20 protein-coding genes and 1 pseudogene are annotated in these 25,329 nt (G+C 73.4%); 7 read left to right on the top strand and 14 right to left on the bottom strand.

Annotation, left to right across the window (positions count from 1 at the left end; translation table 11 throughout):
* Positions 1–642 precede the first annotated feature (642 nt).
* The gene (gene leuS / locus QYM41_RS10260) at positions 643–3,135 is read right to left on the bottom strand and encodes a leucine--tRNA ligase (protein ID WP_368799630.1); all 2,493 of its coding nucleotides are present in this window, start codon (positions 3,133–3,135) and stop codon (positions 643–645) included.
* 223 nt (positions 3,136–3,358) lie between these two features.
* On the opposite strand from leuS, the gene QYM41_RS10255 reads away from it, so the two are divergent.
* Positions 3,359–4,510, top strand: coding sequence for an alpha/beta fold hydrolase (locus tag QYM41_RS10255; protein ID WP_368799629.1), 1,152 nt, complete (start codon positions 3,359–3,361; stop codon positions 4,508–4,510).
* Complete coding sequence (locus QYM41_RS10250; protein WP_368799628.1) at positions 4,507–5,619, top strand: glycosyltransferase; 1,113 nt, start codon at positions 4,507–4,509, stop codon at positions 5,617–5,619. The genes QYM41_RS10255 and QYM41_RS10250 overlap by 4 nt, the downstream gene beginning before the upstream one ends.
* 258 nt (positions 5,620–5,877) lie before the next feature.
* Here QYM41_RS10250 and QYM41_RS10245 read toward each other — a convergent pair whose 3' ends face one another.
* Positions 5,878–6,426: a DinB family protein gene (locus tag QYM41_RS10245; protein ID WP_368799627.1), complete on the bottom strand. Its 549-nt coding sequence runs from the start codon at positions 6,424–6,426 to the stop codon at positions 5,878–5,880.
* A gap of 61 nt (positions 6,427–6,487) precedes the next feature.
* The gene (locus tag QYM41_RS10240) at positions 6,488–6,862 is read right to left on the bottom strand and encodes an ArsR/SmtB family transcription factor (RefSeq protein WP_438612582.1); all 375 of its coding nucleotides are present in this window, start codon (positions 6,860–6,862) and stop codon (positions 6,488–6,490) included.
* An 84-nt stretch (positions 6,863–6,946) separates the two neighbouring features.
* Here QYM41_RS10240 and arsB point away from each other — a divergent pair, with 84 nt between their 5' ends.
* From arsB to QYM41_RS10215, 5 genes are all read left to right on the top strand, one after another.
* Positions 6,947–8,041, top strand: a complete 1,095-nt coding sequence (arsB, locus tag QYM41_RS10235; RefSeq protein ID WP_368799626.1) for an ACR3 family arsenite efflux transporter — start codon at positions 6,947–6,949, stop codon at positions 8,039–8,041.
* Positions 8,042–8,093: 52 nt separating this feature from the next.
* Positions 8,094–8,525: an arsenate-mycothiol transferase ArsC gene (locus tag QYM41_RS10230; RefSeq protein ID WP_368799625.1), complete on the top strand. Its 432-nt coding sequence runs from the start codon at positions 8,094–8,096 to the stop codon at positions 8,523–8,525.
* A gap of 48 nt (positions 8,526–8,573) precedes the next feature.
* The gene (locus QYM41_RS10225) at positions 8,574–9,050 is read left to right on the top strand and encodes an arsenate reductase ArsC (protein ID WP_368799624.1); all 477 of its coding nucleotides are present in this window, start codon (positions 8,574–8,576) and stop codon (positions 9,048–9,050) included.
* Positions 9,051–9,208: 158 nt separating this feature from the next.
* Entirely contained in the window at positions 9,209–9,838 is a 630-nt protein-coding gene (locus QYM41_RS10220; protein ID WP_368799623.1) for an arsenate reductase ArsC, read from the top strand.
* An 86-nt stretch (positions 9,839–9,924) separates the two neighbouring features.
* The gene (locus QYM41_RS10215) at positions 9,925–11,004 is read left to right on the top strand and encodes an ArsO family NAD(P)H-dependent flavin-containing monooxygenase (protein WP_368799622.1); all 1,080 of its coding nucleotides are present in this window, start codon (positions 9,925–9,927) and stop codon (positions 11,002–11,004) included.
* A gap of 56 nt (positions 11,005–11,060) precedes the next feature.
* Here the strand turns inward: QYM41_RS10215 and QYM41_RS10210 are convergent, their stop codons facing one another.
* From QYM41_RS10210 to QYM41_RS10160, 11 genes and pseudogenes are all read right to left on the bottom strand, one after another.
* Positions 11,061–12,542, bottom strand: a complete 1,482-nt coding sequence (locus tag QYM41_RS10210) for a glutamate-cysteine ligase family protein (protein ID WP_368799621.1) — start codon at positions 12,540–12,542, stop codon at positions 11,061–11,063.
* Between the two features lie 161 nt (positions 12,543–12,703).
* The gene (locus tag QYM41_RS10205) at positions 12,704–14,818 is read right to left on the bottom strand and encodes a primosomal protein N' family DNA-binding protein (RefSeq protein WP_368799620.1); all 2,115 of its coding nucleotides are present in this window, start codon (positions 14,816–14,818) and stop codon (positions 12,704–12,706) included.
* A 2-nt stretch (positions 14,819–14,820) separates the two neighbouring features.
* On the bottom strand, positions 14,821–16,026 hold the full coding sequence (gene metK, locus QYM41_RS10200; RefSeq protein WP_368799619.1) for a methionine adenosyltransferase: 1,206 nt from the start codon (positions 16,024–16,026) through the stop codon (positions 14,821–14,823).
* 73 nt (positions 16,027–16,099) lie between these two features.
* Positions 16,100–17,326: a bifunctional phosphopantothenoylcysteine decarboxylase/phosphopantothenate--cysteine ligase CoaBC gene (gene coaBC, locus QYM41_RS10195; RefSeq protein ID WP_368799618.1), complete on the bottom strand. Its 1,227-nt coding sequence runs from the start codon at positions 17,324–17,326 to the stop codon at positions 16,100–16,102.
* Between the two features lie 343 nt (positions 17,327–17,669).
* A pseudogene (rpoZ, locus tag QYM41_RS10190) lies at positions 17,670–17,924 on the bottom strand (DNA-directed RNA polymerase subunit omega); the annotation flags it as partial.
* A 29-nt stretch (positions 17,925–17,953) separates the two neighbouring features.
* On the bottom strand, positions 17,954–18,553 hold the full coding sequence (gene gmk / locus QYM41_RS10185; RefSeq protein WP_368799617.1) for a guanylate kinase: 600 nt from the start codon (positions 18,551–18,553) through the stop codon (positions 17,954–17,956).
* Between the two features lie 67 nt (positions 18,554–18,620).
* Entirely contained in the window at positions 18,621–18,935 is a 315-nt protein-coding gene (mihF, locus tag QYM41_RS10180; protein WP_368799616.1) for an integration host factor, actinobacterial type, read from the bottom strand.
* Between the two features lie 187 nt (positions 18,936–19,122).
* The gene (gene pyrF / locus QYM41_RS10175) at positions 19,123–20,019 is read right to left on the bottom strand and encodes an orotidine-5'-phosphate decarboxylase (protein WP_368799665.1); all 897 of its coding nucleotides are present in this window, start codon (positions 20,017–20,019) and stop codon (positions 19,123–19,125) included.
* A 163-nt stretch (positions 20,020–20,182) separates the two neighbouring features.
* Entirely contained in the window at positions 20,183–23,503 is a 3,321-nt protein-coding gene (gene carB, locus QYM41_RS10170) for a carbamoyl-phosphate synthase large subunit (RefSeq protein WP_368799615.1), read from the bottom strand.
* A gap of 1 nt (position 23,504) precedes the next feature.
* Entirely contained in the window at positions 23,505–24,743 is a 1,239-nt protein-coding gene (gene carA / locus QYM41_RS10165; RefSeq protein ID WP_368799614.1) for a glutamine-hydrolyzing carbamoyl-phosphate synthase small subunit, read from the bottom strand.
* 65 nt (positions 24,744–24,808) lie between these two features.
* Positions 24,809–25,312: a PH-like domain-containing protein gene (locus QYM41_RS10160; RefSeq protein ID WP_368799613.1), complete on the bottom strand. Its 504-nt coding sequence runs from the start codon at positions 25,310–25,312 to the stop codon at positions 24,809–24,811.
* Positions 25,313–25,329: the final 17 nt, after the last annotated feature.

Genomic DNA, 25,329 nt, shown 5'->3' with positions numbered 1-25,329 from the left:
CTCGGGGATCCGGCCGCCGGGCGGGGCCGCGCTCCCGGTGCCGGGCGCCGCGACGGTCGCCGGCCCCGCGGACGACGGCGCCTCGGGCGACGTTCCGACGGACGACGTTTCCTCGGACGACGGCGCCGACGAGCCGGATGCGGCGGAACCGGGGGTGCCGGACAGGGGCCCGGCCGAGGCGGACGCCGGGGCCGTCAGAGGCCCTGCGGAGGACGCTGCGGCCGAGGGCGGAGAGGATGCCCTCCGCCGGCGAGCGGGCGGCACGGTGGCGGTCATGCCCCCAGCTCACCGCGCCCGGGCGGGACCGGTCCCCTCCCGTGGTGCTGTTGGGGACGCACGGGCTCCGGGTGGGTGCCTGGGGAGCCCGGACGCCGGCCGGGACCCCACTCTCGGGCGAGTCGTTCCCGGGCAGGCCGTCCCGGGGCAGGTCGTCACGGGCCACGTCGTTCTCGCAACATGTCGTTCCCCGACGGGTCGTCCCGGGGCACGTCGTTGCCGGGCCACGTCGTTGCCGGGCCACGTCGTTGCCGGGCCACGGGCCGGCCGCGGCGCGCGGCATCCGCACCGACGGGCCCCGCCCGGAGCCTGGTGAGGCCCGTCGCGGTGCTCCCACCCGGGGCGTCCCGGGCGGGGAGCCGCGGCTCAGGCCACGATGTTGACGAGCTTGGGCGCGCGCACGATCACCTTGCGGATCTCGGCGTCGCCCAACTGGCGGCGGATCGTCTCCGAGCCCAGGGCCAGCTCGCGCAGGGCGTCCTCGTCGATGTCGGCGGGCACCTCGAGCCGGTCGCGGACCTTGCCCTTGATCTGCACCACGGCGGTGACAGTGTCCTCCACGAGCAGCTCCGGGTCGACCTCGGGCCACCCGGCGACGACGACCGAGCCCTCGTGGCCCAGCGCGTGCCACATGTCCTCGGCCGTGTACGGGGCGACCAGCGACAGCAGGACCGCCACGGCCTCCACCGCCTCGCGCACCGCCGGGTCGGCGGGGCCGCAGCCGGAGTCGATGGCCTTGCGGACCACGTTGACCAGCTCCATGGTCTTGGCGATCACCACGTTGAACTTCGCGGCGTCGAGCAGCTGGCCGGCGTCGGAGACCGCCCGGTGGGTCGCCCGGCGCACGGACAGGTCCCCCGCGGCCGGGTCGGAGCCCGGGGCGCTGGCCACGTCCTGGGCCAGCCGCCACGCCCGGGCCAGGAACTTCTGGGAGCCCTGCGGGGAGACGTCGGCCCAGTCGACGTCGTCCTCGGGCGGGGAGGCGAAGACCATGGTCAGGCGCACGGCGTCCACGCCGAACCGGTCCAGCTGCTCGCCCAGGTCCACGCCGTTGCCCAGGGACTTGGACATCGCCCGGCCGCCGTTGAGCACCTGGCCCTGGTTCAGCAGCGCCTTGAACGGCTCGGTGAAGTCCACCAGGCCGAGGTCGAAGAGCACCTTGGTGAAGAACCGGGAGTAGAGCAGGTGCAGGATGGCGTGCTCCACGCCACCCACGTACTGGTCCACGGGCAGCCAGCGGCGCGTCTGCTCGAGGTCGAAGGCGGCGTTCTCGTCGTTCGGGGAGACGAAGCGCAGGTAGTACCAGGAGGAGTCCACGAAGGTGTCCATGGTGTCGGTGTCGCGCCGGGCGGGGCCGCCGCAGGCGGGGCACGCCACGTTGACCCACTCCTCGGCGGCCGCGAGCGGGGACCGGCCCTTGGGCGCCAGCTGCTCGCCGCGCAGGTCGTCGGGCAGCCGCACGGGCAGCTGCTCCTCCGGCACCGGCACCTCACCGCACGCCGGGCAGTGCACGATCGGGATGGGCGCCCCCCAGAAGCGCTGGCGGGACAGCAGCCAGTCGCGCAGCCGGAAGTTGACCTGGCGGTTGCCCGTCCCGGCGGCCTCGACCAGCCCGATGGCCCGCTCGATGGCCTCGGCCTTCTCCAGCCCCGACAGCTCGCCGGAGTTGATCAGGGTGCCCTCGCCGGTGGTGGCGGTCCCGGTCTCGGCGGGGTCCTCCTCCCCGGTGTCCAGCACCGCGCGCACGGGCAGCCCGAAGGTCCGGGCGAAGTCGAGGTCGCGCTGGTCGTGGGCGGGCACGGCCATGATCGCGCCGGTGCCGTAGTCGGCCAGGACGTAGTCGGCCGCCCACACGGGCAGCTTCTCGCCGTTGAGCGGGTTCACGGCGTGGCGGCCCAGGAACACCCCCGTCTTCTGCCGGTCGGTGGCCTGCCGCTCGATGTCGGACAGCGCCTTGACCTGCTCGCGGTAGGCGGCCAGCTCCTCGGCGTGCTCGGGGGCGACGATCTCCCCGGCCAGCTCCGCGTCCGCGGCGACCACGAAGAACGTGGCGCCGTAGAGGGTGTCGGGGCGGGTCGTGAACACGGTCACCTCGCGGTCGGTCCCGCCCTCCCCGGCGCCCTCGATGGCGAAGCGCACGTGGGCGCCCTCGGAGCGCCCGATCCAGTTGCGCTGCATGGCGAGCACGCGCTCGGGCCAGTGCCCCTCGAGCGCGGCCATGTCGTCGAGCAGCCGGTCGGCGTAGTCGGTGATCCGGAAGTACCACTGGTTCAGGGCCTTCTTGGTCACCGGGGTGTGGCAGCGCTCGCACGCCCCGTTGACGACCTGCTCGTTGGCGAGCACGGTCTGGTCCTTGGGGCACCAGTTGACCGGGGAGTTCCTCCGGTACGCGAGACCCTTGGCGTGGAACTGCAGGAACAGCCACTGCGTCCACCGGTAGTACTCAGGATCGGAGGTGTGGATCTCCCGGGACCAGTCCGCGCTGATCGCGTAGCGCTGGAACGAGGCCTTCTGCGTCTCGATGTTCGCGTAGGTCCACTCCGCCGGGTGGGCGTCGCGCTTGATCGCCGCATTCTCCGCGGGCAGCCCGAACGAGTCCCAGCCGATCGGGTGCAGGACGTCGTAGCCGCGCTGGCGCCAGTACCGGGCGACCACGTCACCCATCGCGAAGGCCTCCGCGTGCCCCATGTGCAGGTCGCCCGAGGGGTAGGGGAACATGTCCAGGACGTAGCGGCGCTCCCGCGAGCCGTCGTCGACGGGCGCGTAGACCTGCTGCTCCGCCCAGAACGACGGCCACGCCGCCTCGATGGCGCGGAAGTCGTACCCGGTGCTCTCGGTCGTGTGCTGCTGTTCGGTCACGGTCCTCGCCTTCGCGGTCGTGGACCGCCGCCGTCCCTCGGAACGGGCGGCGCGCGGTCGCGTGGGCGGCACCCGGGCATCACGGAGGCCCGGCAGCGCGCCGACGGTGGTGGAATCCGTCCCATCCTAGCCCAGGGCTGCCCGGCCTCCCGGCCCCCAGCCGCTAGCATCGACAGCGGGCCGGGACGCACCGGGCGTCCGCCGGGCCCGCCAGGGAGGAACCATGACGGCACCGGCCGGGGCGCGGCAGGAGGCACCGGACGGCGGCGGGAGCCCCGCGGCGGGTCCGCACGAGCAGCCGGCGGCCGGCACCGTGCAGAACCCCTGGGCCGAGCGGCGCAGCCTGGTCCTGGACGGGCACAAGGTGCGCTACTGGTTCTACGACGTCGACCGGACCCCCAAGCCGCTGCTCGTGCTGGTCCACGGCTTCCGCGGCGACCACCACGGCCTGCAGCTGATCGCCGACCGGCTGCGCGGCCGCTACCACGTCGTCGTCCCCGACCTGCCCGGCTTCGGCCGCTCCGAGCCCTTCCCCGACCGGCCCCACGACATCGCCGGGTACGCGGACTTCCTGCGCGGCTTCGTGGAGGCCCTCACCGACGGCGCGGTGCACGACGGCGCCCCGCACGGCGTGGCCGTTCTGGGCCACTCCTTCGGCTCGGTGGTCGCCGCGCACTTCGCCGCCGCCCATCCGGTGATGGTCGAGCGGCTGGTGCTCGTCAACCCGATCTGCGAGCCGCCGCTGGAGGGCGGCCGGGCGCTGCTGAGTCGGCTCACGGCCGGCTACTACCGGCTGGGCCGGGCCCTCCCCCGGCGGCTGGGGAACCGGCTGCTCTCCAGCTGGCTCGTCACGGACGCCATGAGCGGGGTGATGACCAGGTCGCAGGACCCCCGCGTCCGCGGCTACGTCCGCCACCAGCACCGGGCGTACTTCTCGGCCTTCGCGGACCGGGACGTGCTGCTGGAGGCCTACGAGGCCTCGGTCTCGCACACGGTCGCGGAGGTCGCCATGCAGCTGAGCATGCCGACGCTGCTGGTCGTCGGTGCCCAGGACGAGCTGGGCTCGGTGGCCGCCCAGCGCACGATGGCGTCCTGGATCCCGCGGCACCGCCTCGAGGTCCTCGACGGGGTCGGCCACCTCATCCACTACGAGGCCCCCGGACCCACCGCCGAGCTGGTCCACGACTTCCTGTCCTCCCCCGCACCGGAGCCGGTCCCCACCCCGGACGGGGAGCCGTCCGCGCTGCACGCCCAGGTGCCCCCCGGAGACGTCGCCGCCCCCGACACCGCGACGTTCACGGGTCTGCAGCGGATCGTGGGCCGGGGGCGCCGGCAGCCCGGGGGCCACCGTGAGCGCCGGGAGTCCCGGCGGTGAGGCTGCTCCTGGACGCCCGCTACACCCGCCTGGGCCGCCACGACGGGATCAGCCGCTACGGGGCGAGCCTGGCCGAGGCGGTCGCCGGACTCGCCGCCGACACCCCGGACCTGGACGTGGCCCTGCTCGTCAGCGATCCCCGGCAGCTGGCCATGCTCCCGGAGCTCCCGCACGTCACCGGCCCGTCCCCGGTCTCGGCCGCCGAGGCCGCCACCGCGCTGGTGCTCAACCGGTACGCGCCGGACGTGGTGTTCTCGCCCATGCAGACCATGGGCTCCGCGGGCCGCCGGCACGGGCTGATCCTCACCCTGCACGACCTCATCTACTACGACCACCCCGAGCCGCCCGCGGACCTGCCCGCCGCTGTGCGTGCGGGCTGGCGGCTCTACCACCGGGCCTGGTGGCCCCAGCGGCTGCTGCTGGACCGCGCCGATGCTGTGGTCACCGTCTCGCAGACCACCCGTGAGCTCATCGCCGCCCACCGGCTCACCCGCCGTCCCGTGCACGTGGTGCCCAACGCCCCCCGGCCGGGCTCCGTGCTCCCCGCCGGGGCGGCCCTGGAGCGCCTGCCGCGTCGCGGGCGGAAGCTGGTGTACATGGGCTCCTTCCTCCCCTACAAGAACGTCGAGACCCTGCTGCGCGCGGCCGGGCGGCTCCCTGACCACGAGCTGCACCTGCTCTCCCGGATCTCCCCCGCCCGCCGCGCCCAGCTGGAGGCCCTCGTCCCGGACGGGGCGCGGGTCGTCTTCCACGACGGGGTGGACGAGGCCGAATACTCCGCCCTGCTCGCCGAGGCGGCCGCCCTGGTGCACGCCTCCCGGGCCGAGGGCTACGGGCTGCCGGTCGTGGAGGCCCTCGCGGCGGGCACCCCCGTGGTGTGCAGCGACCTGCCGATCTTCCGGGAGGTCGCCGGGGACGCCGCCGCCTACGCGGCCCCCGACGACGACGCCGGGTTCGCGGCGGCCGTCCGGGATCTCCAGGACCCGGTGCGCACCGGCGCCCGGGTGCTGGCCGGGCTCGACCGGGCCGGGTCCCACTCCTGGGAGGACTCGGCGCGGCAGCTGCTCACGCTCGCCCGGGACGTCCACGAGCGCCGCACCGGCCGTTGAACCGGCCTGCCGCCACGGGCTCGGTGATCGAGTTCGGTCGACAGTGCGGACGAGATTTCCACCGGATGCGAGAACTCTCGTCGGTGGACGGCCGCTGACCGGGCCATATGTCATGCGGAGACAACGGAGTTCGCCTCCCCCTGCCCATGGCCCCATCGGTGTCAGCATGGTCGGTCCTGGACGAGCGATGCCACCGAGAACCCCTGGACGCCGATCAGGCCACCTCGACCGCAGTGCCGAGCTCGTGAGAAGGGCTTGTCAAAGAGGCCGGCTGAGGGTCAGCTGCTGTCGGTGGTGGTCGTAGTGCTGAGTGCCGTAGTGGTAGATCTCGGCCAGGCTCATCCAGTCGCGGAAGTACGGGTCCCAGGAGACCGGCATGTGCATCCCGCGGGCCAGTGCGGCCGCGGACTCGGCCTCGAGCTGGGCCTGCAGGACGTCGAGAGTGCGGTCGAACCACCGGAGCAGCCGCCGGCCGTGGATCACCCGGGCCGCCCCGCGGTCGCTCTGGAAGTTGATGAGGTGGAAGGCGCGGGTGCCCGCCTCCAGCACCCGGGCGACGGTGCGACCGACCGGTTCGGGGAGCCGGCCCATCAGGCGCACCAGCGGGATCAGACGCCTGACGATGAGGTAGCCGAAGAACATGTGGAACAGCAGCTGCCCGTTGGTCCACCGGGTGCCGGACGAGGGCCGGCGCAGATCCGCTGGAGTCGCTGCCGCGACGAGGGCGTGGAAGTCCGCCCGCACCCGGTCGAGCTCGTCGTGCACGTCCTGGCGGGTGGATGAAGCATCACTGCTCACCGTGGTCATCCCCTCGTGCGGTGTGCTGGATGAGACAGAGCCCGATCTGGAGGAATCCGGCGCCAGGACATCAGCGCAGGTCGAGGAAGGAGCGGAGCTCGTCGAAGGCCTCGGGCACCACGGAGTAGTGCGCCCACTTGCCGCGCTGCTCGCGGGTGACCAGGCCGGCGTCGACGAGCCTCTTCATGTGGTGGCTGACCGTGGGCTGGCTGATATCCACCACCGCGGTCAGGTCGCACACACAGACCGCCCCGCAGCCCTGGGCGGCCACGTGGGAGAGCAGCCGCAGACGAGTGGGGTCGGACAGGGCCTTGAGCCGGCCCGCGATCCGCTGGGCATCCTCGGCGCTCATGGGCCCGCCCGACAGGGAGCAGCACTCCGTGCCCGCCGTGCGCGGGGCGCACTGATCGACAGCGGCGGCCTGGAGGTCCGGTGCGAGAGTCATTCCACCATCCTACATTGACCAATGTCGATATGACCCCTAGTGTTTCCGATAGATCACCGTCAATACGAAGGGTTTCCCCTGACCATGAGCACCACCACCACCGTCCCCGCCGCCCACCACGGGGTGATGAAGGACCTGTCCTTCCTCGACCGCTGGCTGCCCGCCTGGATCGTCGCCGCCATGGTCGCCGGTCTGCTCCTGGGCCGTTTCGTCCCGGGCCTGGACACCGCCCTGGAGGCCGTGCGGATCGGGGAGGTCTCCCTGCCGATCGCGATCGGGCTGCTGGTGATGATGTACCCGGTGCTGGCCAAGGTCCGCTACGACGAGACCCACCGGGTGGCCGGTGACCGGCGGCTGATGGGGGCCTCCCTGGTGCTGAACTGGGTCGTGGGCCCGGCCCTGATGTTCGCCCTGGCCTGGATCTTCCTGCCCGACCTCCCGGAGTACCGCACCGGGCTGATCATCGTCGGGCTCGCCCGGTGCATCGCCATGGTGCTGATCTGGAACGACCTGGCCTGCGGGGACCGCGAGGCCGCCGCCGTGCTGGTGGCGATCAACTCCGTGTTCCAGGTGATCGCCTTCGGCGCCCTGGGCTGGTTCTACCTCCAGGTCCTGCCCGCCTGGCTCGGGCTGCCCACCACCAGCGCGGAGTTCTCGGTGTGGTCCATCGTCGTCTCGGTGCTCGTGTTCCTCGGGATCCCGCTGGTGGCCGGGTTCCTCACCCGCACCCTGGGCGAGAAGGCCAAGGGCCGGCAGTGGTACGAGGCCACGTTCCTGCCGAAGCTGGGCCCGTGGGCCCTGTACGGGCTGCTCTTCACGATCGTGGTGCTCTTCGCCCTGCAGGGCGAGGCGATCACCTCCAACCCGTGGGACGTGGTGCGGATCGCGTGGCCGCTGCTGGTGTACTTCTTCCTGATGTTCGGCATCGGCCTGCTGGCCTCCCGCGCGCTGGGCCTGAACTACGCGAAGTCCACCACCGTGGCCTTCACCGCCGCGGGCAACAACTTCGAGCTGGCCATCGCGGTGGCCATCGGCACCTTCGGGGTCACCTCCGGCCAAGCCCTGGCCGGGGTGGTCGGCCCGCTCATCGAGGTCCCGGTCCTGGTGGGCCTGGTCTACGTGTCCCTGTGGGCGGGCCGGAAGCTCTTCCCCGGCGACGCCACCGTCCCCACCCGCTGACCCCACCGCATCCCGCGAAGCCTCTGACCCCGCGACTCTCCAGGAGTATCCATTGAGCGACACCCAGCCCTCCGTCCTGTTCGTGTGCGCCAAGAACGGCGGCAAGTCCCAGATGGCCGCGGCCCTCATGGGCAAGCACGCCGCCGGTGCGGTGGAGGTCCACTCCGCCGGCACGAAGCCCGGCAGCACGATCAACGCCCTGTCCGCCGAGGTGGTCGCCGAGGTCGGCGCGGACATGTCGACCGGTTTCCCCAAGCCGATCGACCCGGACCTGCTGCGCCGGGTCGACCGGGTGGTCGTGCTGGGCGACGAGGCGAAGGTCGAGACCGTCGACGGCATGGCCGGCACCATCGAGACCTGGCACACCGACGAACCGTCCGAGCGAGGCATCGAGGGGGCCGAGCGGATGCGCCTGGTCCGCGACGACATCGACGCCCGCGTCCGGAAGCTGCTCACCGAGCTCACCGCCGGCCATCCCGCCTGACCCATCCCCCTTGTCCTCTTCCCCCTTCCGACCGAACGGATGATCCCCATGACTGCTGAGACCACCGCGACGACCCCGGCCGGGACCACGACCAGGCCCAGCGTCCTGTTCGTGTGCGTGCACAACGCCGGGCGGTCGCAGATGGCCGCCGCCTACCTCACCCACCTCTCGGGCGGGCGCATCGAGGTGCGCTCGGCCGGCTCCGCTCCGGCCGATGCGGTGAACCCGGCCGCCGTGGAGGCCATGGCCGAGGAGGGCATCGACATGAGTGCGCAGACCCCGAAGGTCCTCACCGACGAGGCCGTGCAGGACTCCGACGTGGTGATCACCATGGGCTGCGGGGACGCCTGCCCGTTCTACCCGGGCAAACGCTACGAGGACTGGGCTCTGGAGGACCCGGCCGGCAAGGGCGTGAAGTCCGTGCGGCCCATCCGGGACGAGATCAAGGCACGGATCCAGGCGCTGATCTCCGAGCTGCTGCCCGCCGACGACACCACCGCCGAGCAAGGGCGGGGACGGTCATGACCACGAACACCACCACCGGCCCCGCGACCGTTGCTGCGACGGACACGCTGATCATCGGTGGTTCCGGTCCCCAGCCGGTGACCATCGGGGCCGCCCCATGGGTTCCCCGTGCGTCCGCCTGCTGCTGAGTGCCCCGTCCGGCCTGTGAAGGAGCCGTCATGACCCAGCCCACCGAGACCATGGACACCCATGTCCTGGCCCGCACCGCCGCCCACCTGGCTGAACGCTACGAGGGGATCTTCTCCCCGGAGACGGTCGAGCGCTACGTCTTCGAGTCCTACGCGACGCTGTCGCGCACCGCACGGATCCGCACCTACCTGGCGGCCACCGCCGGGCACTTCGCCGATGACCGGCTCCGGGCCCTGGCCCAGTCCCAGGGCAAGATCGACAAACCGGTGGCGCAGGTGCTGTTCGTGTGCGTGCACAACATCGGCCGCTCCCAGATCGCCGCGGCTCTGCTGTCCCACCACGCCGGGGAGCAGGTGGAGGTCCGCTCCGCCGGGTCCCTGCCCGGGACCGAAGTGCATCCGCTCGTGGTCGAAGCCCTCGAGGAGCGCGGGATCGACCTGGCGCACGCCTACCCCAAGCCGCTGACCGACGACGTAGTGCGCGCGGCGGACTACGTGATCACGATGGGCTGCGGGGACGCCTGCCCGGTGTACCCGGGCAAGCGCTACTGGGACTGGGGCATCGCCGATCCCTCCGAGGAGACTCTGGAAGGGGTGCGGACCATCGTCGACGCGATCGACACCCGGGTCCAGGCCCTGTGGGACCAGATCCGCAACTGAGCACTCTGCGCTGTTGTTCGGCGCCGCCCCGACGTACGGGGCGGCGCCGAGCCGTGGGGCAACCGAGGAACGGGAGGCTTAGCGTCATGGAGCACCAGGTGGACGTGGCGATCATCGGCGCCGGCCAAGCGGGGCTGGCCGTGGGGTGGTACCTGCGCCGCCGCACAGACCTGTCCTTCGTCATCCTCGACGATCAGGACGCCCCAGGCGGGGCCTGGCGGCACACCTGGCCGTCCCTGCGACTGTTCTCCCCCGCCACTTTCTCCTCCCTGCCCGGACGGCTCATGCCCAGCACCGGGGCACAGAACCCGGACGGGGCCCATGTCATCGACTACCTCACCGACTACGAGACCCGCTACGACCTGCCTGTCCGCCGGCCGGTGCACGTCAACGCCGTGCACCGTCACGGTGAGGGCTTCCGCCTGGAGACCACCGCAGACACCTGGTCCGCCCGTGCGGTGGTCAGTGCGACCGGCACCTGGTCCCAGCCCTTCTGGCCCACCGTCCCCGGCCGACGAACGTTCCGCGGCACCCAGGTGCATTGCGCCCACTACGCCGGCCCGGCTCCCTACGACGGAAAGCGAGTGGTCGTGGTGGGCGGGGCGAACTCCGGAGCCCAGATCGCCGCCGAGATCGCCGAGGTCGCGAACCTGACCTGGTGCCTCAAGGGCGAGCCGCACTGGTTGCCCGATGAGGTCGACGGCCGGGAGCTCTTCCGCGTGGCCACCGAGCGATCCCGGGCCCTGGCCGCCGGACTGCCGGACCCCGGTGGTGTCGCCGCACTGGGCAACATCGTCGTGGTGCCCCCGGTCAAGCGCGCCCGGGACGCCGGGCTGCTCCACTCGGAACCGATGTTCCACCGCTTCACCCCCACCGGCATTGCCTGGGCCGACGGGCGGGAACAGGACGTGGACGCGGTGATCTGGTGCACCGGCTTCCGCCCGGCTCTGCGACACCTGCGCCCGCTGCACGTGCGCGACGACAACCGGTCGATCTGCATCGACGGGACGGCCTCCACCACGGTGGACGGGCTCTACCTCGTGGGCTACGGAGACTGGACCGGGCCCGGCTCGGCCACCCTCATCGGGGTCGGCCCCACCGCCAAGGCCACCGCCGCCGCCCTCCAACGCCGGCTGGTCACCCCGGCGCCCGTCCCGGCCTGCTGACCCGGGCATACCGTGAAGCGACGGGGGTGGAATCAGGCTGCTCCGCGGAGGGCCTGCTAGGGCACCGGCCAGGTGTGCACCGGCTGGTTGTCGTCCATGTGCCCGACATAGGCCTGGAGCATCCGGCGCAGGGCGGTGGGCCGGTCCGCGCCGTGGCGCTCGAAGTGCTCGACCGCCCGGGTCTGCCACACCGCGCCGTTGACGCCGGAGACGCACCGGGCCTCGATGATCCCCAGGTAGCGCTCCCGCACCTCGGGGGACACCCCCCACTCCTCGAGGCCCTGGTGGGCCAGCGGCAGGAGGTGGCGCAGCACGAGCTCGTCGGCACTGACCTCGCCGAAGCCCGGCCAGTAGAAGCGGGCGTCGAGGCCGTCCCGGGCGGCGCGGGAGAAGTTTTCGGCGCACGCGGGGAAGCTCATCCGGGTCCACACCGGCCGCTCCTGCCGGGCCAGCACCCGCGCGGCCCCGTAGTAGAAGGCCGCGTTGGCCATCACGTCGGCGATCGTGGGGCCCGCGGGCAGCACCCGGTTCTCGACCCGCAGGTGCGGGCGGCCGTCCACCACGTCGTAGATCGGCCGGTTCCAGCGGTAGACCGTCCCGTTGTGCAGCCGCAGCTCCGAGAGGTCCGGGGCCGTCCCGGCGCGCAGCTTCGCCGCCGGGTCCTCCTCCGAGCACTCGGCCAGCAGCGCCGGGAACCAGCGGACGTTCTCCTCGAACAGGTCGAAGATCGAGGTGATCCAGCGCTCGCCGAAGAACACCCGCGGGCGCACCCCCTGGTTCTTCAGCTCCACCGGACGGGTGTCCGTGGCCTGGGCGAACAGGGCGATCCGGGTCTCGGCGTGCAGCCGCCGGCCGTAGAAGTAGGGACTGTTGGCGCCGAGGGCGATCTGCGGGGCGGCCAGCGCCTGGGCCGCGTTCCAGTGCGCGGCGAACTCGGCGGGGGCGACCTGCAGGTGCAGCTGGACGGAGGTGCACGCCGACTCGGGGGCGATCGAGTCGCACCAGGTGTCGATCCGCTCGCCGCCGGGGCCGTCGATCTCGAGGCGGATGTCCTCCCCGCGGGCCACGAAGATCGAGTCGTTGAGCGCCGTGTAGCGGTTGTTGTCGCTGATCCACTCCTGCTCGTAGTGCTCGGGCCGCAGGGTGGGCAGGATGCCGATCGTCACGATCCGGGAGCCGACGCCGCGGGCCGCCGCGTCGGCGGCGTTGAGGGAGGCCCTCAGGTCCTCCTCCAGGTCCAGGGCCGCCCGGCCGGGCAGCGGGCGCGGGGGCACGTTGAGCTCGATGTTGTACCGCGCGAGCTCCGTCTGGAACCCCGGATCCGCGATCGCGGCGAGCACCTCCTCGTTGTGGAAGTGCGGGTCGAAGCGCCCGTCCACGAGGTTGAGCTCGATCTCCAGCCCCGTCATGGGCCGGTCGAACTCGAACGAGGCGCGCGCGAGCATCTGCTCGAACACGTCGAGGTCCTCCCGGACCTTCTCCCGGTAGCGCTGGCGCTGCTCGCGCGTGTAGCTGCGGGAACTGACCTCTTCGCCCACGACGGCCTCCGAATCCCGGCCGCGGTGCGGCCCCTGGAGACCAACCAACCACACCGCGGCGCGTGCGCCAACACCCCGCGCGGTCGCGGCCGGGCAGGCCCGGCCGCGTGGGAGGTCGGAGCAGGCCACGGTGGGCGGCCGGAGCAGGCCGCGGTGGGAGGTCAGAGCAGGTCGGTGACGTCGCAGCGCACCTGCACCGGGGGGTGCTTGCGCAGCGCGGAGGCCTTCGAGCGCCCGGCCCGCAGCCGGCGGGTGACCTCGCCGGCCACGCCGTAGCCGAAGAACAGCAGCGCACGGTGCGGGGCGGGTTCCCCCTCGGGGCCAGGCTCGTGCTCCTCCAGGGGCGTGGGGCCGACGACCCGCACGGCCGGAGGCAGCTCGAGGTCGGCCAGGAACGCCGCGACCGCCGCGGCGGGGCCGGTCACGGACGCCGAGCGCACCGCCGGGGGCAGGCCCAGGGACTGGCGCTCCACGAGCTCGCGCTCGGCGTACCCGGCCGGGTCCCACCGCACGAGCGCCCCCACGGCGGCCTCGTGCTCGGCCGTGACCACCAAGAGCCCGCCGTCCCGTCCCCGGCGCACGAGCGCGGCCGCGTTGAACCACCGGCGCAGCGTCTGCTCCGCGGCGCGCAGGGCGGGACGCATGAGCATCTGGTTGCCGTCCAGCAGCAGCGCCGCCGCGTAGCCGCCCTCCGCGACCGGTTCGGCGCCCGGCGTGGCCACGACCAGGGCCGGGTTCCCGGGGACGTCCGCGCGCACCGCGTCGCCCGAGGACGCCACCACGGGCACCTGCGGGAACGCCCGCCCCAGCTCCTCGGCGGTGCGCAGCGCCCCGACGGTGACCAGCCGCATCCGCGGGGACCCGCACGCGGAGCAGGCCCACGAGTGCGCCGAGCGGCCGCACCACCCGCACCGGGGCACCCCGCGCCGGGACACCACCCCCAGCGGGCCGTCGCACGCGGTGCAGCGGGCGGGCTCCCGGCAGCGCTCGCACGCCAGGTGCGGGGCGTAGCCGGCGCGGGCGACCTGGACCAGGACGGGTCCCCGCTCGAGGGCCTCGCGGGCCGCGCGGTAGGCCGTCTCGGGCAGCCGGGCCCGGGAGGCCAGCGGGTCCCGGGCCGCGTGGAAGGAGTCGGCGGTGGAGACGATCCGGGGCGTGTGGAGCCGCAGCACGTCCCGGGCCGGGGCGATCCGGCGGGCCCAGCCGGAGCCGACGAGGCGCTGGGCCTCGGGGCTGACGGCGTGCCCGGCGAACAGGGCCGCGCAGCCGCTGCGCCCGGCGCGCAGCAGCAGCACGTCCCGGACGTGCTGGTAGGGGGCGCGCTGCTCCACGAGGTTCTCGTCGCCGTCGTCGAAGCAGGCCACCAGGCCGAGGTCGTCCACGGGGGCGTAGGCGGCGGACCGGGTGCCCAGGACCACCCGGACCTGGCCGGTGGCCGCGGCCAGGAACGCCCGGTAGCGGGGCGTGGGCCCGTCCTCGGCGTGCAGGCGCACGAGGTGCTCCCGGCCGATCTCGTCCACGACCGAGCGCTCCAGCCGCGCCAGCGCCTTCTGGTCCGGGACGACGGCGACCGCTCCGCGCCCGGCCCGCCAGGCCGCGCCGACCGCGGCGGCCAGCACGTCCGTCCAGTCGTGGGCCGGGTGGGCGGGGAGCACCTCGACGACGGCGCGCGGGGAGGCCCCCGCCGCCAGCTCCGCCAGGAACTGCGGACCGCCGGCGTAGTCCGCCAGCGCGGCGTCGTGGGAGGGCCCCGGGGCCTGCGGGGACAGCCCGGTGGAGTGGGCCGGGGCCTCCGCGAGCCGCTGCTCGACCTCCTTCTCGACGCGGGCGACCCGCGGCGGGACGGCCACCCGCACGACGTCCGCCACGGTGCCGGCCGACCGGGCCGCGACGTCCTCGGCCAGCAGCGCGATCTGCGGGGCGAGGACGGGCAGCGGGGACAGGACCCGGCGCAGGGGCTGGATCCGGGCCATGACCTCGGAGCCGGCGGTGCGCTCCAGCACGTAGCCCGTCAGCTCCTGGCCCCCGAAGCCGACCTTCACGCGCGCCCCCGGCACCGCCGCCCCGGCCAGCTCGGCCGGCACGAGGTAGTCGAAGGGGCGGTCCAGGTGCGGGACGTGGGTGTCCAGCAGCACCCGCGCCACGGGGTTCTGCGCGGCCGGCAGGACCGCGCCCACGCCCTTGGCGTCCTCGCGGGGCGGCCGGGGCGGGAAGCCCGAGAGGAGCGAGAGCTGCCGCGGGCCCTCCGCGGCGGCCCCGTCCTCCTCCGGGTCCACGGTCAGAGCCCGGCGGCCGACCGCAGGTCCGCGACGCGGTCGGTGCGCTCCCAGGTGAACTCGGGCTCGGAGCGGCCGAAGTGCCCGTGCGCGGCGGTCCGCGCGTAGATGGGGCGCTTGAGGTCGAGCTCCTCGATGATGGCCAGGGGCCGCAGGTCGAAGACCTCGCGGATGGCGCGCTCGATCCGCTCGGGGTCGACCGTCTCGGTGCCGAAGGTCTCGACGTAGAGCCCCACCGGGGCGGCGCGCCCGATCGCGTAGGCGACCTGGACCTCGACGCGCCGGGCCAGACCGGCCGCCACCACGTTCTTGGCCACCCAGCGCATCGCGTAGGCCGCGGAGCGGTCGACCTTGGAGGGGTCCTTCCCGGAGAAGGCACCCCCGCCGTGGCGGGCCATCCCGCCGTAGGTGTCCACGATGATCTTGCGCCCCGTCAGGCCGGCGTCGCCCACGGGACCGCCGCGCACGAAGTTGCCGGCCGGGTTGATGATGACGTCGGTGCCGGACAGGTCCAGCCCGGTTTCCTCGAGCACCGGGGTGATCACGCTCTGGCGCAGGTCGGAGGCGAGCTGGTCCAGGTCGTAGCCCTCGACGTGCTGGGAGGAGACCACCACGGTGTCCACGGCCACCGGCCGGTGGCCGTCGTAGCCGAGGGTGACCTGGGTCTTGCCGTCGGGGCGCAGACCGGGCAGCACGGCGGTCTTCCGTACGCGCGTGAGCTGCTCGGAGAGGCGGTGGGCGATGAAGATCGGCGCCGGCATGAGCACCTCGGTCTCGTCGGACGCGTAGCCGAACATGATGCCCTGGTCCCCGGCGCCCTGGGCGTCGCGGGCGTCGCGGGCGGTGCCCGCGCGGACCTCCAGGGACTGGAAGACGCCCTCGTAGATCTCCGGCGACTGCTCCCCCACGCTGATCGACACCCCGCAGAACTCGCCGTCGAAGCCGTGCACGGAGGAGTTGTAGCCGATGTCGAGCAGCGTCTTGCGCACCACGTTGGGGATCTCCACGTAGCCCCGGGTCTTCACCTCGCCGGCCACGTGGACCAGGCCCGTGGTCACCATGGTCTCGACCGCCACGGAGGACTCGGGGTCCTGGCGCAGGAGGTCGTCCAGGATGGAGTCGCTGATCTGGTCGCAGATCTTGTCGGGGTGTCCCTCCGTGACGGACTCGGAGGTGAACAGTCTCAGGTGCTGGGTCGTCTCGCTCACGGGAGACCACACTACCGGGCGCCCCCGACGGCCCGGCGCCGCCCGGCGCGCTCCGGCCCCGCCGGGGTGCGGGTCAGGCGCGGACGCCGGCCAGTTCCTGCGCGATCCGCGCCACGAGCCCGCGGGCCACGTCCGTCTTCGACCCCTCCAGCACCTGCTCGGGACCGCCGGAAGCGCTGAGCACGGTCAGGACGGTGCTGTCCTGGCCGAACACCAGGTTCTCCCCCACGTGGTTGACGGCCAGCAGGTCGCACCCCTTGCGCACGAGCTTCTGCCGCCCGAACGTCAGCGGGTCCGTCTCGGCGTCGCCGGTCTCGGCCGCGAAGCCCACCAGGAGCTGGCGGCGCCGGGCGGTGTTGCGCAGGTCCACCAGCTCGCGCAGGACGTCGGGGTTGCGCACCAGCTCGAGGACGGGGCCGGCCCCGTCCTCGGTCTTCTTCATCTTCGCGTCGGCGACCCGGGCCGGGCGGTAGTCGGCCACCGCGGCGGCCATGACCACGACGTCCGCCCGTGCCGCCGCGCGCACGCAGGCGCGGCGCAGCTGCTCGGCGGTGCCCACGTGCACCACCTCGACGCCGGCGGGCACCGGCGTCTCCAGGTGGGCGGCCACGAGGGTGACCTCGGCCCCGGCGTCCCGGGCCGCGGCGGCGACCGCCACGCCCTGCTTGCCGGAGGACCGGTTGCCCAGGAACCGGACCGGGTCCAGGGGCTCGCGGGTCCCGCCGGCGCTCACGAGCACCCGCGCGCCGGCCAGCGGACCGGCCGGGGCGTCCCCCCGGCCGGTCAGCGCCAGCGCGGCGTCCCGGACGACCTCGGGCTCGGGGAGGCGGCCGGGCCCGGAGTCGGGGCCCGTGAGCCGGCCGTCGGCGGGCTCCAGGACGGTGTGGCCGTGGGCGCGCAGGGTCGCGACGTTGGCCTGCACGGCCGGGTTGAGCCACATCTCGGTGTGCATCGCCGGGGCGAAGAGGACGGGCGCGCGGGTGGCCAGCAGCGTGGTGGTCAGCAGGTCGTCGGCGTGCCCGTGCGCGGCGCGCGCCAGCAGGTCGGCGGTCGCCGGGGCGACGACGACGAGGTCCGCGGACTGGCCCTGGTGGACGTGGTTGACCTCGTCCACCCGGTCGAACACGTCCGTGCTGACGCGCTGACCCGAGAGGGCCTCCCAGGTGGGGGCGCCCACGAAGCGCAGGGCGGCCTCGGTGGGCACGGGCACCACCGTGTGGCCGCTCTCGGTGAACAGGCGCAGCAGCAGCGCCGCCTTGTACGCGGCGATGCCCCCGCCGATGCCGAGGACGATCCTCATGCCGCCGCGCCCCGCCGCCGGGATGCCGGCCGGATCACTGGTCCTGCAGGTCCCCGGGCTCGCGCCCCGGCTCCGCCGGGGCGGCGTCGGCGGCGTCACCGGCACCGTCGGAGGCGCTGTCGGCGGCGATGGCCGCGCCGCTGCCGGGCAGGTCGCCCAGCGGCTCGGCCGGGGTCTCGGCCTCGGCCCCGGAGGAGAAGTCGACGGAGGTCCCGCCGGAGAAGGCGGCGTCCGCGGAGAAGTCCACGGCGCTCTCCTCGGTGCCCCGGGCGAAGAAGTCCGCACCGAAGACGTCGGCGGCGAGGTCGGCCTCGGTGGTGAGCTGGCCGTTCTCGGCGAAGCCGGCGTGCTCCACCGGGCGGCCCTCGATGAGGCCCTCGTCGATCTCGCGGAACGCGATGGACAGCGGCTTCTCGTTGAGCTGGGTGTCCACGAGGGGACCGACGTACTCGAACAGGCCCTCGTGCAGCTGCGAGTAGTAGGCATTGATCTGCCGGGCGCGCCGGGCGCCGAAGATCACGAGCCCGTACTTGGAGTCGGACTTCTTCAGCAGGGCGTCGATCGGCGGGTTGATGATGCCTTCGGTGTGGGTAGACAAGCGATTGCTCCAGACGGGGTGGACGGGTATCAGGATGCCTGCTCGGGGTCGACCCCCATGAGCTGCACGAGTTCGGCGGCGGCACGCTCGACCCGGTCGTTGACGACGGTGTGGTCGAACTCCGGCTCGGCCGCGAGTTCCAGTTTAGCGGTTTCGAGCCGGACCCGCTGTTCGTCCGCGGTCTCGGTGCCCCGGCCGACGAGCCGGGCGACCATCTCGTCCCAGCTGGGCGGGGCCAGGAACACGAAATTGGCCTCCGGCATGGTGGTGCGCACCTGGCGGGCGCCCTGCAGGTCGATCTCCAGCAGGACGCTGCGCCCGCGCGCGAGGGCCTGCTCCACGGTGGAGCGCAGCGTGCCGTAGCGGTGCCGGTTGTGCACCACGGCCCACTCGAGCAGCTGGCCGTTGCGGGCCATCGCGTCGAACTCCTCGTCGGAGACGAAGAAGTAGTGCGTGCCGTCGACCTCGCCGGGTCGGGGGGCCCGGGTCGTCGCGGACACCGACAGCCACACCTGGGGGTAGTGGTCCCGGACGTAGGTCGAGACCGTGCCCTTGCCCACGGCCGTGGGGCCGGCGAGCACGGTCAGGGACGGGCGCGCGGCGCGGGGCGCGTCGGGGCTCACGGGCATCCTCCTGGGACTGGGGTGTTTCCCCCAATCTAGCGGATCGCGCCCGGGCCCCCGCGCCCCGCCCGGCTCAGCGGTCGAGGTGCTCGATGAGCGCCTTGCGCTGGTGCACCCCGAGCCCGCGCAGGCGGCGGGTGCGCGCGATGCCGATCTCGTCCATGATGGCCGCGGAGCGGACCTTGCCGATGCCGGGGGTGGCCTCGAGCAGGTCCGAGACCTTGAGCCGGCTCACGGCCTCGTCCCGGTCGGCGCGGTCCAGGATCTCGGCGACCGTCATGCGGCGTTCGCGCAGCCCCTTCTTCACGTCGGCGCGCGCCGTCCGCGCCTGGGTCGCCTTCTCCCGCGCGGCGGCTCGCTCGTCGTCGGTCAACGGACGCAGTGCCATGTGGTTCCTCCTCGTCGCCACGGACTGCAGCCCCCGTCCCGCCGAGGGACGGACAGCCCGTTTGCTAAAGAAACTACATGAATATCGATGCTCCGCAAGGCGACACGACCGTGGCGTGACCAGGGGTGTCGTCGTGCGGGACCGGAGCGGGGTCCCCGCCGGGAGGGAGCGCGGACGCGGCCGGGGCTCAGCCCAGCGCGTCCGCCAGCTCCCCGGCGGAGCGGCGCACGGCCTCCCGCAGCGCCGCCACGTCCGGTCCGCGGCGCAGGATCGCCCGGCTCGAGGCCGCGAGCACCTGACCGGCCGCGGCGCCGAACACGGCCGGCAGCTCCTCGGCGCGGGCGCCCTGCGCGCCGTAGCCGGGGGCGAGCAGGGGCCCGCGCACGGCGGTCAGGTCGATCCCCAGCTCGGCCGGGGCGCTGCCGACCGTGGCGCCGACCACGAGCCCGCAGGAGCCCAGGCCGCCGCGGGCGGACCCGCCCGGGGTCCCGGGAACCCGGGCGTTCTCGGTCGCGGCCGCGGCGCACACGGCCCCGGCCACCGACTCCCGGCCTCCCACGTGCTGGACGGAGCGGCCCTCGGGATTGGAGGTGAGCGCCAGCACGAACGTGCCCCGGCCCGTGCGCGCGGCCAGGTCCAGGGCCGGGCGCAGCGACTCGAAGCCGAGGTAGGGGCTCAGGGTGACGGCGTCCGCCGCGAGCGGCGACCCCTCCCCCAGCCACGCGGCCGCGTAGGCCTCCATCGTGGAGCCGATGTCGCCGCGCTTGGCGTCGGCCACGGTCAGCAGGCCCGCCGACCGCGCCTGTTCGAGCAGCTCCTCGAGCACGGCGAAGCCGGCGGCGCCGTACGGCTCGTACAGCGCGACCTGGGGCTTGAGGGCGGCGGCACGGCCGGCGGCCGCCTCCAGGACCGTCAGCGTGAACCGGCGCAGGCCCTCGGCGGAGCGGGGCAGGCCCCAGGCGTCCAGCAGGCCCGGGTGCGGGTCGACGCCCACGCACAGGGGCCCGTGCTCGTCCATCGCCGCGCCCAGCCGCGCGCCGAAGGGCGCACGGTCGGGCGCGGGCTGCTCCGGGGCGGCGGGCACCGGGCCCGCCGCCCCGGCAGCCGCCGGGCCGGGGACCACGGGCTCGGGCACGGCGGACTCGGGGACGGCAGACTCGGAGACGACGGGATCAGGCACGGCGGACTCGGGCACGGCAGGCTCGGGGTCAGCGGGCTCAGGCACGGCGGACTCGGGCACGACGGGCTCAGGCACGCACGGCCTCGGGCTCGCCGGCACCCAGGAGGACCTCGAGGCGCTGCTCGTGCTCCTGCAGGCTCGTCACGTCCCACGTGTAGGAGCGCAGCGCCGTGACGGCCTGGAGGGCGGCCCCCAGCACGGAGACCGTGGTCATCAGGGGCACGCCCACGCTGGTGGCGGCGGCGCGGATCTCGTACCCGTCGCCGCGGGCGGCGCCGCCGGCCGGGGTGTTGAAGATCAGGTCGATCTCCCCGTCCGCGATGAGGTCCACGATGGTCCGCTCGCCCGGCGCGGACTCCCGGATCTTGCGGACCACGGTCGACTCGATGCCGTTGCGGCGCAGCACCTCGGCGGTCCCGGCCGTGGCGAGGATCTCGAAGCCGAGGTCGCGGAACATCCGCACGTAGACGATCGAGGAGCGCTTGTCCTTGTTGGCCACGGAGACGAACATCCGCCCGGACGTGGGCAGGGAGACGTTCGCGGCGGCCTGCGCCTTGGCGAAGGCCGTGTCGAAGTACTTGTCCAGGCCCATGACCTCACCGGTGGAGCGCATCTCCGGGCCGAGCAGGGAGTCGACCACGGCGCCCTCGGCGGTGCGGAACCGCGCGAACGGCAGCACGGCCTCCTTCACGGCCACGGGCGCCGAGGGGGGCAGGGTGGACCCGTCGGCCCGCTGGGGCAGGTGCCCCTGGGCGCGCAGCTGGGCGATGGTCGTGCCGGTGCCGATGAGGGCGGCGGCCTTGGCCAGCTGCACGCCGGTGGCCTTGGACACGAACGGCACGGTGCGGGAGGCCCGCGGGTTCGCCTCGATGACGTAGAGGATGTCGGAGGCCACGGCGAACTGGATGTTGATGAGCCCGCACACGCCCACGCCGCGGGCGATCGCCAGGGTCGCCTCGCGCACGCGCTCCACCACGTCCGGCCCGAGGGTGATGGAGGGCAGGGTGCACGCGGAGTCCCCGGAGTGGATGCCGGCCTCCTCGAGGTGCTCCATGACCCCGCCCACGTAGAGCTCCCGGCCGTCGTACAGGGCGTCCACGTCGATCTCGACGGCGTCCTCGAGGAACTTGTCGATCAGCGCGGGCCGCGAGGCCGAGACCTCGGTGGCGTTCTGCAGGTAGCGGGCCAGGGCCGGCTCGTCGTAGACGATCTCCATGCCGCGGCCGCCGAGCACGTACGAGGGGCGCACGAGCACCGGGTAGCCGATGTCGTCGGCGATCCGCTTGGCGTCCTCGAACGTGGACGCGGTGCCGTTCTTCGGCTGCCGCAGCCCGGCCTCGCCCAGCACGCGCGCGAACTCCCCGCGGTCCTCGGCGAGGTCGATGGCCTCCGGGGTGGTGCCGAGGATCGGCACCCCCGCCGCCTTGAGCTGGGCGGCGAGCTTGAGCGGGGTCTGCCCGCCAAGCTGCACGAACACGCCGAGCAGCCCCCCGGTGCGCCGCTCGGTCTCCACGACCTCCAGCACGTCCTCGAAGGTCAGCGGTTCGAAGTACAGCCGCGTGGAGATGTCGTAGTCGGTGGAGACGGTCTCCGGGTTGCAGTTGACCATGACGGTCTCGTACCCGGCCTCGCGCAGCACCATGGACGCGTGCACGCAGGAGTAGTCGAACTCGATGCCCTGCCCGATCCGGTTCGGCCCGGAGCCCAGGATCATGATCGAGGGGCGCTCGTGGCGGCCCACCTCGTTCTCCTCGTCGTAGGAGGAGTAGTGGTACGGGGTGAACGCCTCGAACTCGGCCGCGCACGTGTCGACGGTCTTGAACACGGGACGGATCCCCAGCGCGTGGCGCACGCCGCGCACCACGTCCTCGTCCAGGTGGGCGAGCTCGCCGATCTGGGCGTCGGAGAAGCCGTGCCGCTTGGCCAGGCGCAGGGTGCGGACCGTGAGGTCGCCGTCCTGGCGCACCGCGTCCGCGACCTCGTTGAGCAGCACCAGCTGGTCGAGGAACCAGGGGTCGATGCCCGTGGCCTCGTAGAGCCGCTCCACGTCCGCCCCGGCCAGGAGGGCCTGCTGGACCTGGTGGATGCGCTCCGTGGTCGGGGTGCGCGCGTCGTCGACGAGCCGGGCCAGGGCGTCGTCGTCGAGCTCGGGTCGCACGAAGGAGAAGCACGAGTTCTTCTGCTCGAGGGAGCGCATGGCCTTCTGCAGGGCCTCCGTGAAGTTGCGCCCGATCGCCATGGCCTCGCCCACCGACTTCATGGTGGTGGTGAGCGTGGGGTCCGCGGCCGGGAACTTCTCGAACGCGAAGCGCGGGACCTTCACGACGACGTAGTCCAGGGTCGGCTCGAAGGACGCCGGGGTCTTGCGGGTGATGTCGTTGGGGATCTCGTCGAGCGTGTAGCCCAGCGACAGCTTCGTGGCGATCTTGGCGATCGGGAAGCCCGTGGCCTTCGAGGCCAGGGCCGAGGAGCGCGAGACGCGCGGGTTCATCTCGATGACGACGACGCGGCCGGTGTCCGGCTCGATCGCGAACTGGATGTTGCACCCGCCGGTGTCGACGCCGACCTCCCGGATCACGGCGATCGCGATGTCGCGGAGGTTCTGGTACTCGCGGTCGGTCAGGGTCATGGCCGGGGCCACGGTGATCGAGTCCCCGGTGTGCACCCCGACCGGGTCGAAGTTCTCGATGGAGCACACGACCACGACGTTGTCGTGCTTGTCGCGCATCATCTCCAGCTCGTACTCCTTCCAGCCGAGGATGGACTCCTCGAGGAGCACCTCGGAGGTGGGGCTGTACTGGATGCCGGCCCCGGCGATGCGGTGCAGGTCCTCCTCGTCGTAGGCCATCCCCGAGCCCAGCCCGCCCATCGTGAAGGACGGGCGGACCACCATCGGGTAGCCGAGCTCGTCCGCGGCCGCCAGCGCCTCCGCCATGGAGTGCACGATGACGGAGCGGGCGGACTCGGCGCCGCAGCGCTCCACCACGCCCTTGAACTTCTCGCGGTCCTCGCCGAGGTTGATGGCCTCCACGTTGGCACCGATCAGCTCCACGCCGTACTTGTCCAGCACGCCGTTGGCGTCGAGGGCGATCGCGGTGTTGAGCGCGGTCTGCCCGCCGAGGGTCGGCAGCACGGCGTCGGGCCGCTCCTTGGCGATGATCTTCTCCACCACCTCGGGGGTGATGGGCTCCACGTAGGTCGCGTCGGCGAACTCGGGGTCGGTCATGATGGTCGCCGGGTTGGAGTTCACGAGGATGACCCGCAGGCCCTCCTCCTTGAGCACCCGCAGGGCCTGCGTGCCCGAGTAGTCGAACTCCGCCGCCTGCCCGATGACGATCGGCCCGGAGCCGATGACCAGAACGCTCGTGAGATCTGTCCTGCGCGGCATGTCAGTTCTGCCCTTCTTCCTGTGCGTCCTGCGCGCCCTGGGCGCCGCCGGGGACGGCGTTGTCGATGGTCGGGTCGGCGGGGCCGTCCCGGTAGCTGTCCATGAGCTCCACGAACCGCCCGAAGAGGTACGCGGCGTCGTGCGGTCCGGCCGCGGCCTCGGGGTGGTATTGCACCGAGAAGGCGGGCAGGTCGAGGCAGTTGAGCCCCTCCACCACGTCGTCGTTGAGGCACACGTGGCTGACCTCGACGCGCCCGAACTCGGCCCGGGGCGCCTCCACGGGACCGTCCAGGGGCGCGTCCACGGCGAAGCCGTGGTTGTGGGCGGTGATCTCCACCCGGCGGGTCCGCCGGTCCAGGACCGGCTGGTTGATCCCGCGGTGGCCGAAGACGAGCTTGTAGGTGCCGAAGCCCAGCGCCCGGCCCAGGAGCTGGTTGCCGAAGCAGATGCCGAAGAACGGGATCCGGGCACGCAGCACCTCGCGCAGCGTCTCGATCTGGGTCCCGGCGGTCGAGGGGTCGCCCGGGCCGTTGGAGAAGAACACCCCGGAGGGCCGCAGGGCGGCGATCTGCTCGTACGTGGTGCCGGCCGGGACCACGTGCACCCGCACGCCCCGCTCGGCGAAGCGGTGCGGGGTCATGGACTTGATGCCCAGGTCCACGGCCACCAGCTCGTGGCGCACCTCGCCCGTCCAGCCGTGCTCGGCGGGCTCCACGACGTAGGCCTCGGGGGCGGTGACGGTCTCGGCGAGGGCGCGTCCCTCCATCCGCTCGCCGGCGCCGACCTCGGCCACGAGCTCGGCCTCGGGGCGCAGGGCGGAGTCGCCGGAGAAGATCCCGCCGCGCATCGCGCCGCGGTCCCGCAGGTGGCGGGTGATGGCCCGGGTGTCGACGTCCTGGATGCCGACGACGCCCTGTGCGGCCAGCTGCTCGTCGAGGGAGCCCTCGGAGCGCCAGTTGGAGGGGCGGCGGGCGGCGTCGCGCACGACGTAGCCGGACACCCAGATCCGGCGGGACTCGGCGTCGGCGGCGTTGACGCCGGTGTTGCCGATGTGCGGTGCGGTCTGCACCACGAGCTGGCCGGCGTAGGAGGGGTCGGTGATGGTCTCCTGGTAACCGGTCATGCCGGTGGAGAACACGGCTTCGCCCAGGGCGGTGCCGAGCGCGCCGTAGGCGCGGCCGCGGAAGACGCGGCCGTCCTCCAGCACGAGCACGGCGGGGTCGGTGGTGATCGAGCTCAAGGTCGTCCTCACGTTCGGGTCTGCGGGTCGGGAAGGCGGTGCGGCGGCCCGGGGCCGCCGGCGGGTCAGGAGTGCGGCGCCGGGACGATCGCCTCCACGGCGGCCAGGAGGCGCTGCTTGTCCTCGGCTCGCTGGGTGCGGAAGCCGGTGTCCACCACGGTGGAGCCCAGCGACCAGGTGAGCACGGCGAGCCCGTCCTTCTCCACGAACTTGCCGACCATGCCGGAGCTGGTGCCCACGGCCACGACGTCCGCGGCGGGCACGAACAGGGCCGGGGCGCCCTGCCGGTCGAAGAGCACGCCCTCGTCGAGGACCAGGGCGGTCGCCCGGGCGCGGACGCCCAGTCCGTGGGCGGCGATCCGCTCGAGCGGGGCGCCGGTCTCCGTGGTGCTCACGTACATGCCCGGCACGGCGAGCCGGGGCTCGCGGTCCTCGATCCCCGCCGGTGGCGCGGCCGGCGCGGCGATCCCCGACTGGCGTCGCACGCGCGTGCGCCAGCCCCGGCGCAGCAGGGCGAACAGCGCGGCGAGCACGAGGACCGTGACGAGCACGGTGGTGAGCTGGTCCATGGGACGGGGCCTCCGGG

The organism is Kocuria oxytropis, from assembly GCF_040981195.1.
Taxonomy (GTDB): Bacteria; Actinomycetota; Actinomycetes; order Actinomycetales; family Micrococcaceae; genus Kocuria; species Kocuria oxytropis.
The sequence above is the reverse complement of the archived record's forward strand: the minus strand, read 5'-3'. Positions and strand labels throughout refer to the sequence as shown.

Bases quoted from the DNA above. Each gene is read 5' to 3' on its own strand.
- QYM41_RS10245 (WP_368799627.1), bottom strand. From the start codon at position 6,426: ATGACCACGGTGAGCAGTGATGCTTCATCCACCCGCCAGGACGTGCAC.
- QYM41_RS10225 (WP_368799624.1), top strand. From the start codon at position 8,574: ATGACTGCTGAGACCACCGCGACGACCCCGGCCGGGACCACGACCAGG.
- QYM41_RS10255 (WP_368799629.1), top strand. From the start codon at position 3,359: ATGACGGCACCGGCCGGGGCGCGGCAGGAGGCACCGGACGGCGGCGGG.
- QYM41_RS10160 (WP_368799613.1), bottom strand. From the start codon at position 25,312: ATGGACCAGCTCACCACCGTGCTCGTCACGGTCCTCGTGCTCGCCGCG.
- carB (WP_368799615.1), bottom strand. From the start codon at position 23,503: ATGCCGCGCAGGACAGATCTCACGAGCGTTCTGGTCATCGGCTCCGGG.
- coaBC (WP_368799618.1), bottom strand. From the start codon at position 17,326: ATGAGGATCGTCCTCGGCATCGGCGGGGGCATCGCCGCGTACAAGGCG.
- QYM41_RS10215 (WP_368799622.1), top strand. From the start codon at position 9,925: ATGGAGCACCAGGTGGACGTGGCGATCATCGGCGCCGGCCAAGCGGGG.
- mihF (WP_368799616.1), bottom strand. From the start codon at position 18,935: ATGGCACTGCGTCCGTTGACCGACGACGAGCGAGCCGCCGCGCGGGAG.
- gmk (WP_368799617.1), bottom strand. From the start codon at position 18,553: ATGCCCGTGAGCCCCGACGCGCCCCGCGCCGCGCGCCCGTCCCTGACC.
- QYM41_RS10240 (WP_438612582.1), bottom strand. From the start codon at position 6,862: ATGACTCTCGCACCGGACCTCCAGGCCGCCGCTGTCGATCAGTGCGCC.
- QYM41_RS10220 (WP_368799623.1), top strand. From the start codon at position 9,209: ATGACCCAGCCCACCGAGACCATGGACACCCATGTCCTGGCCCGCACC.
- arsB (WP_368799626.1), top strand. From the start codon at position 6,947: ATGAGCACCACCACCACCGTCCCCGCCGCCCACCACGGGGTGATGAAG.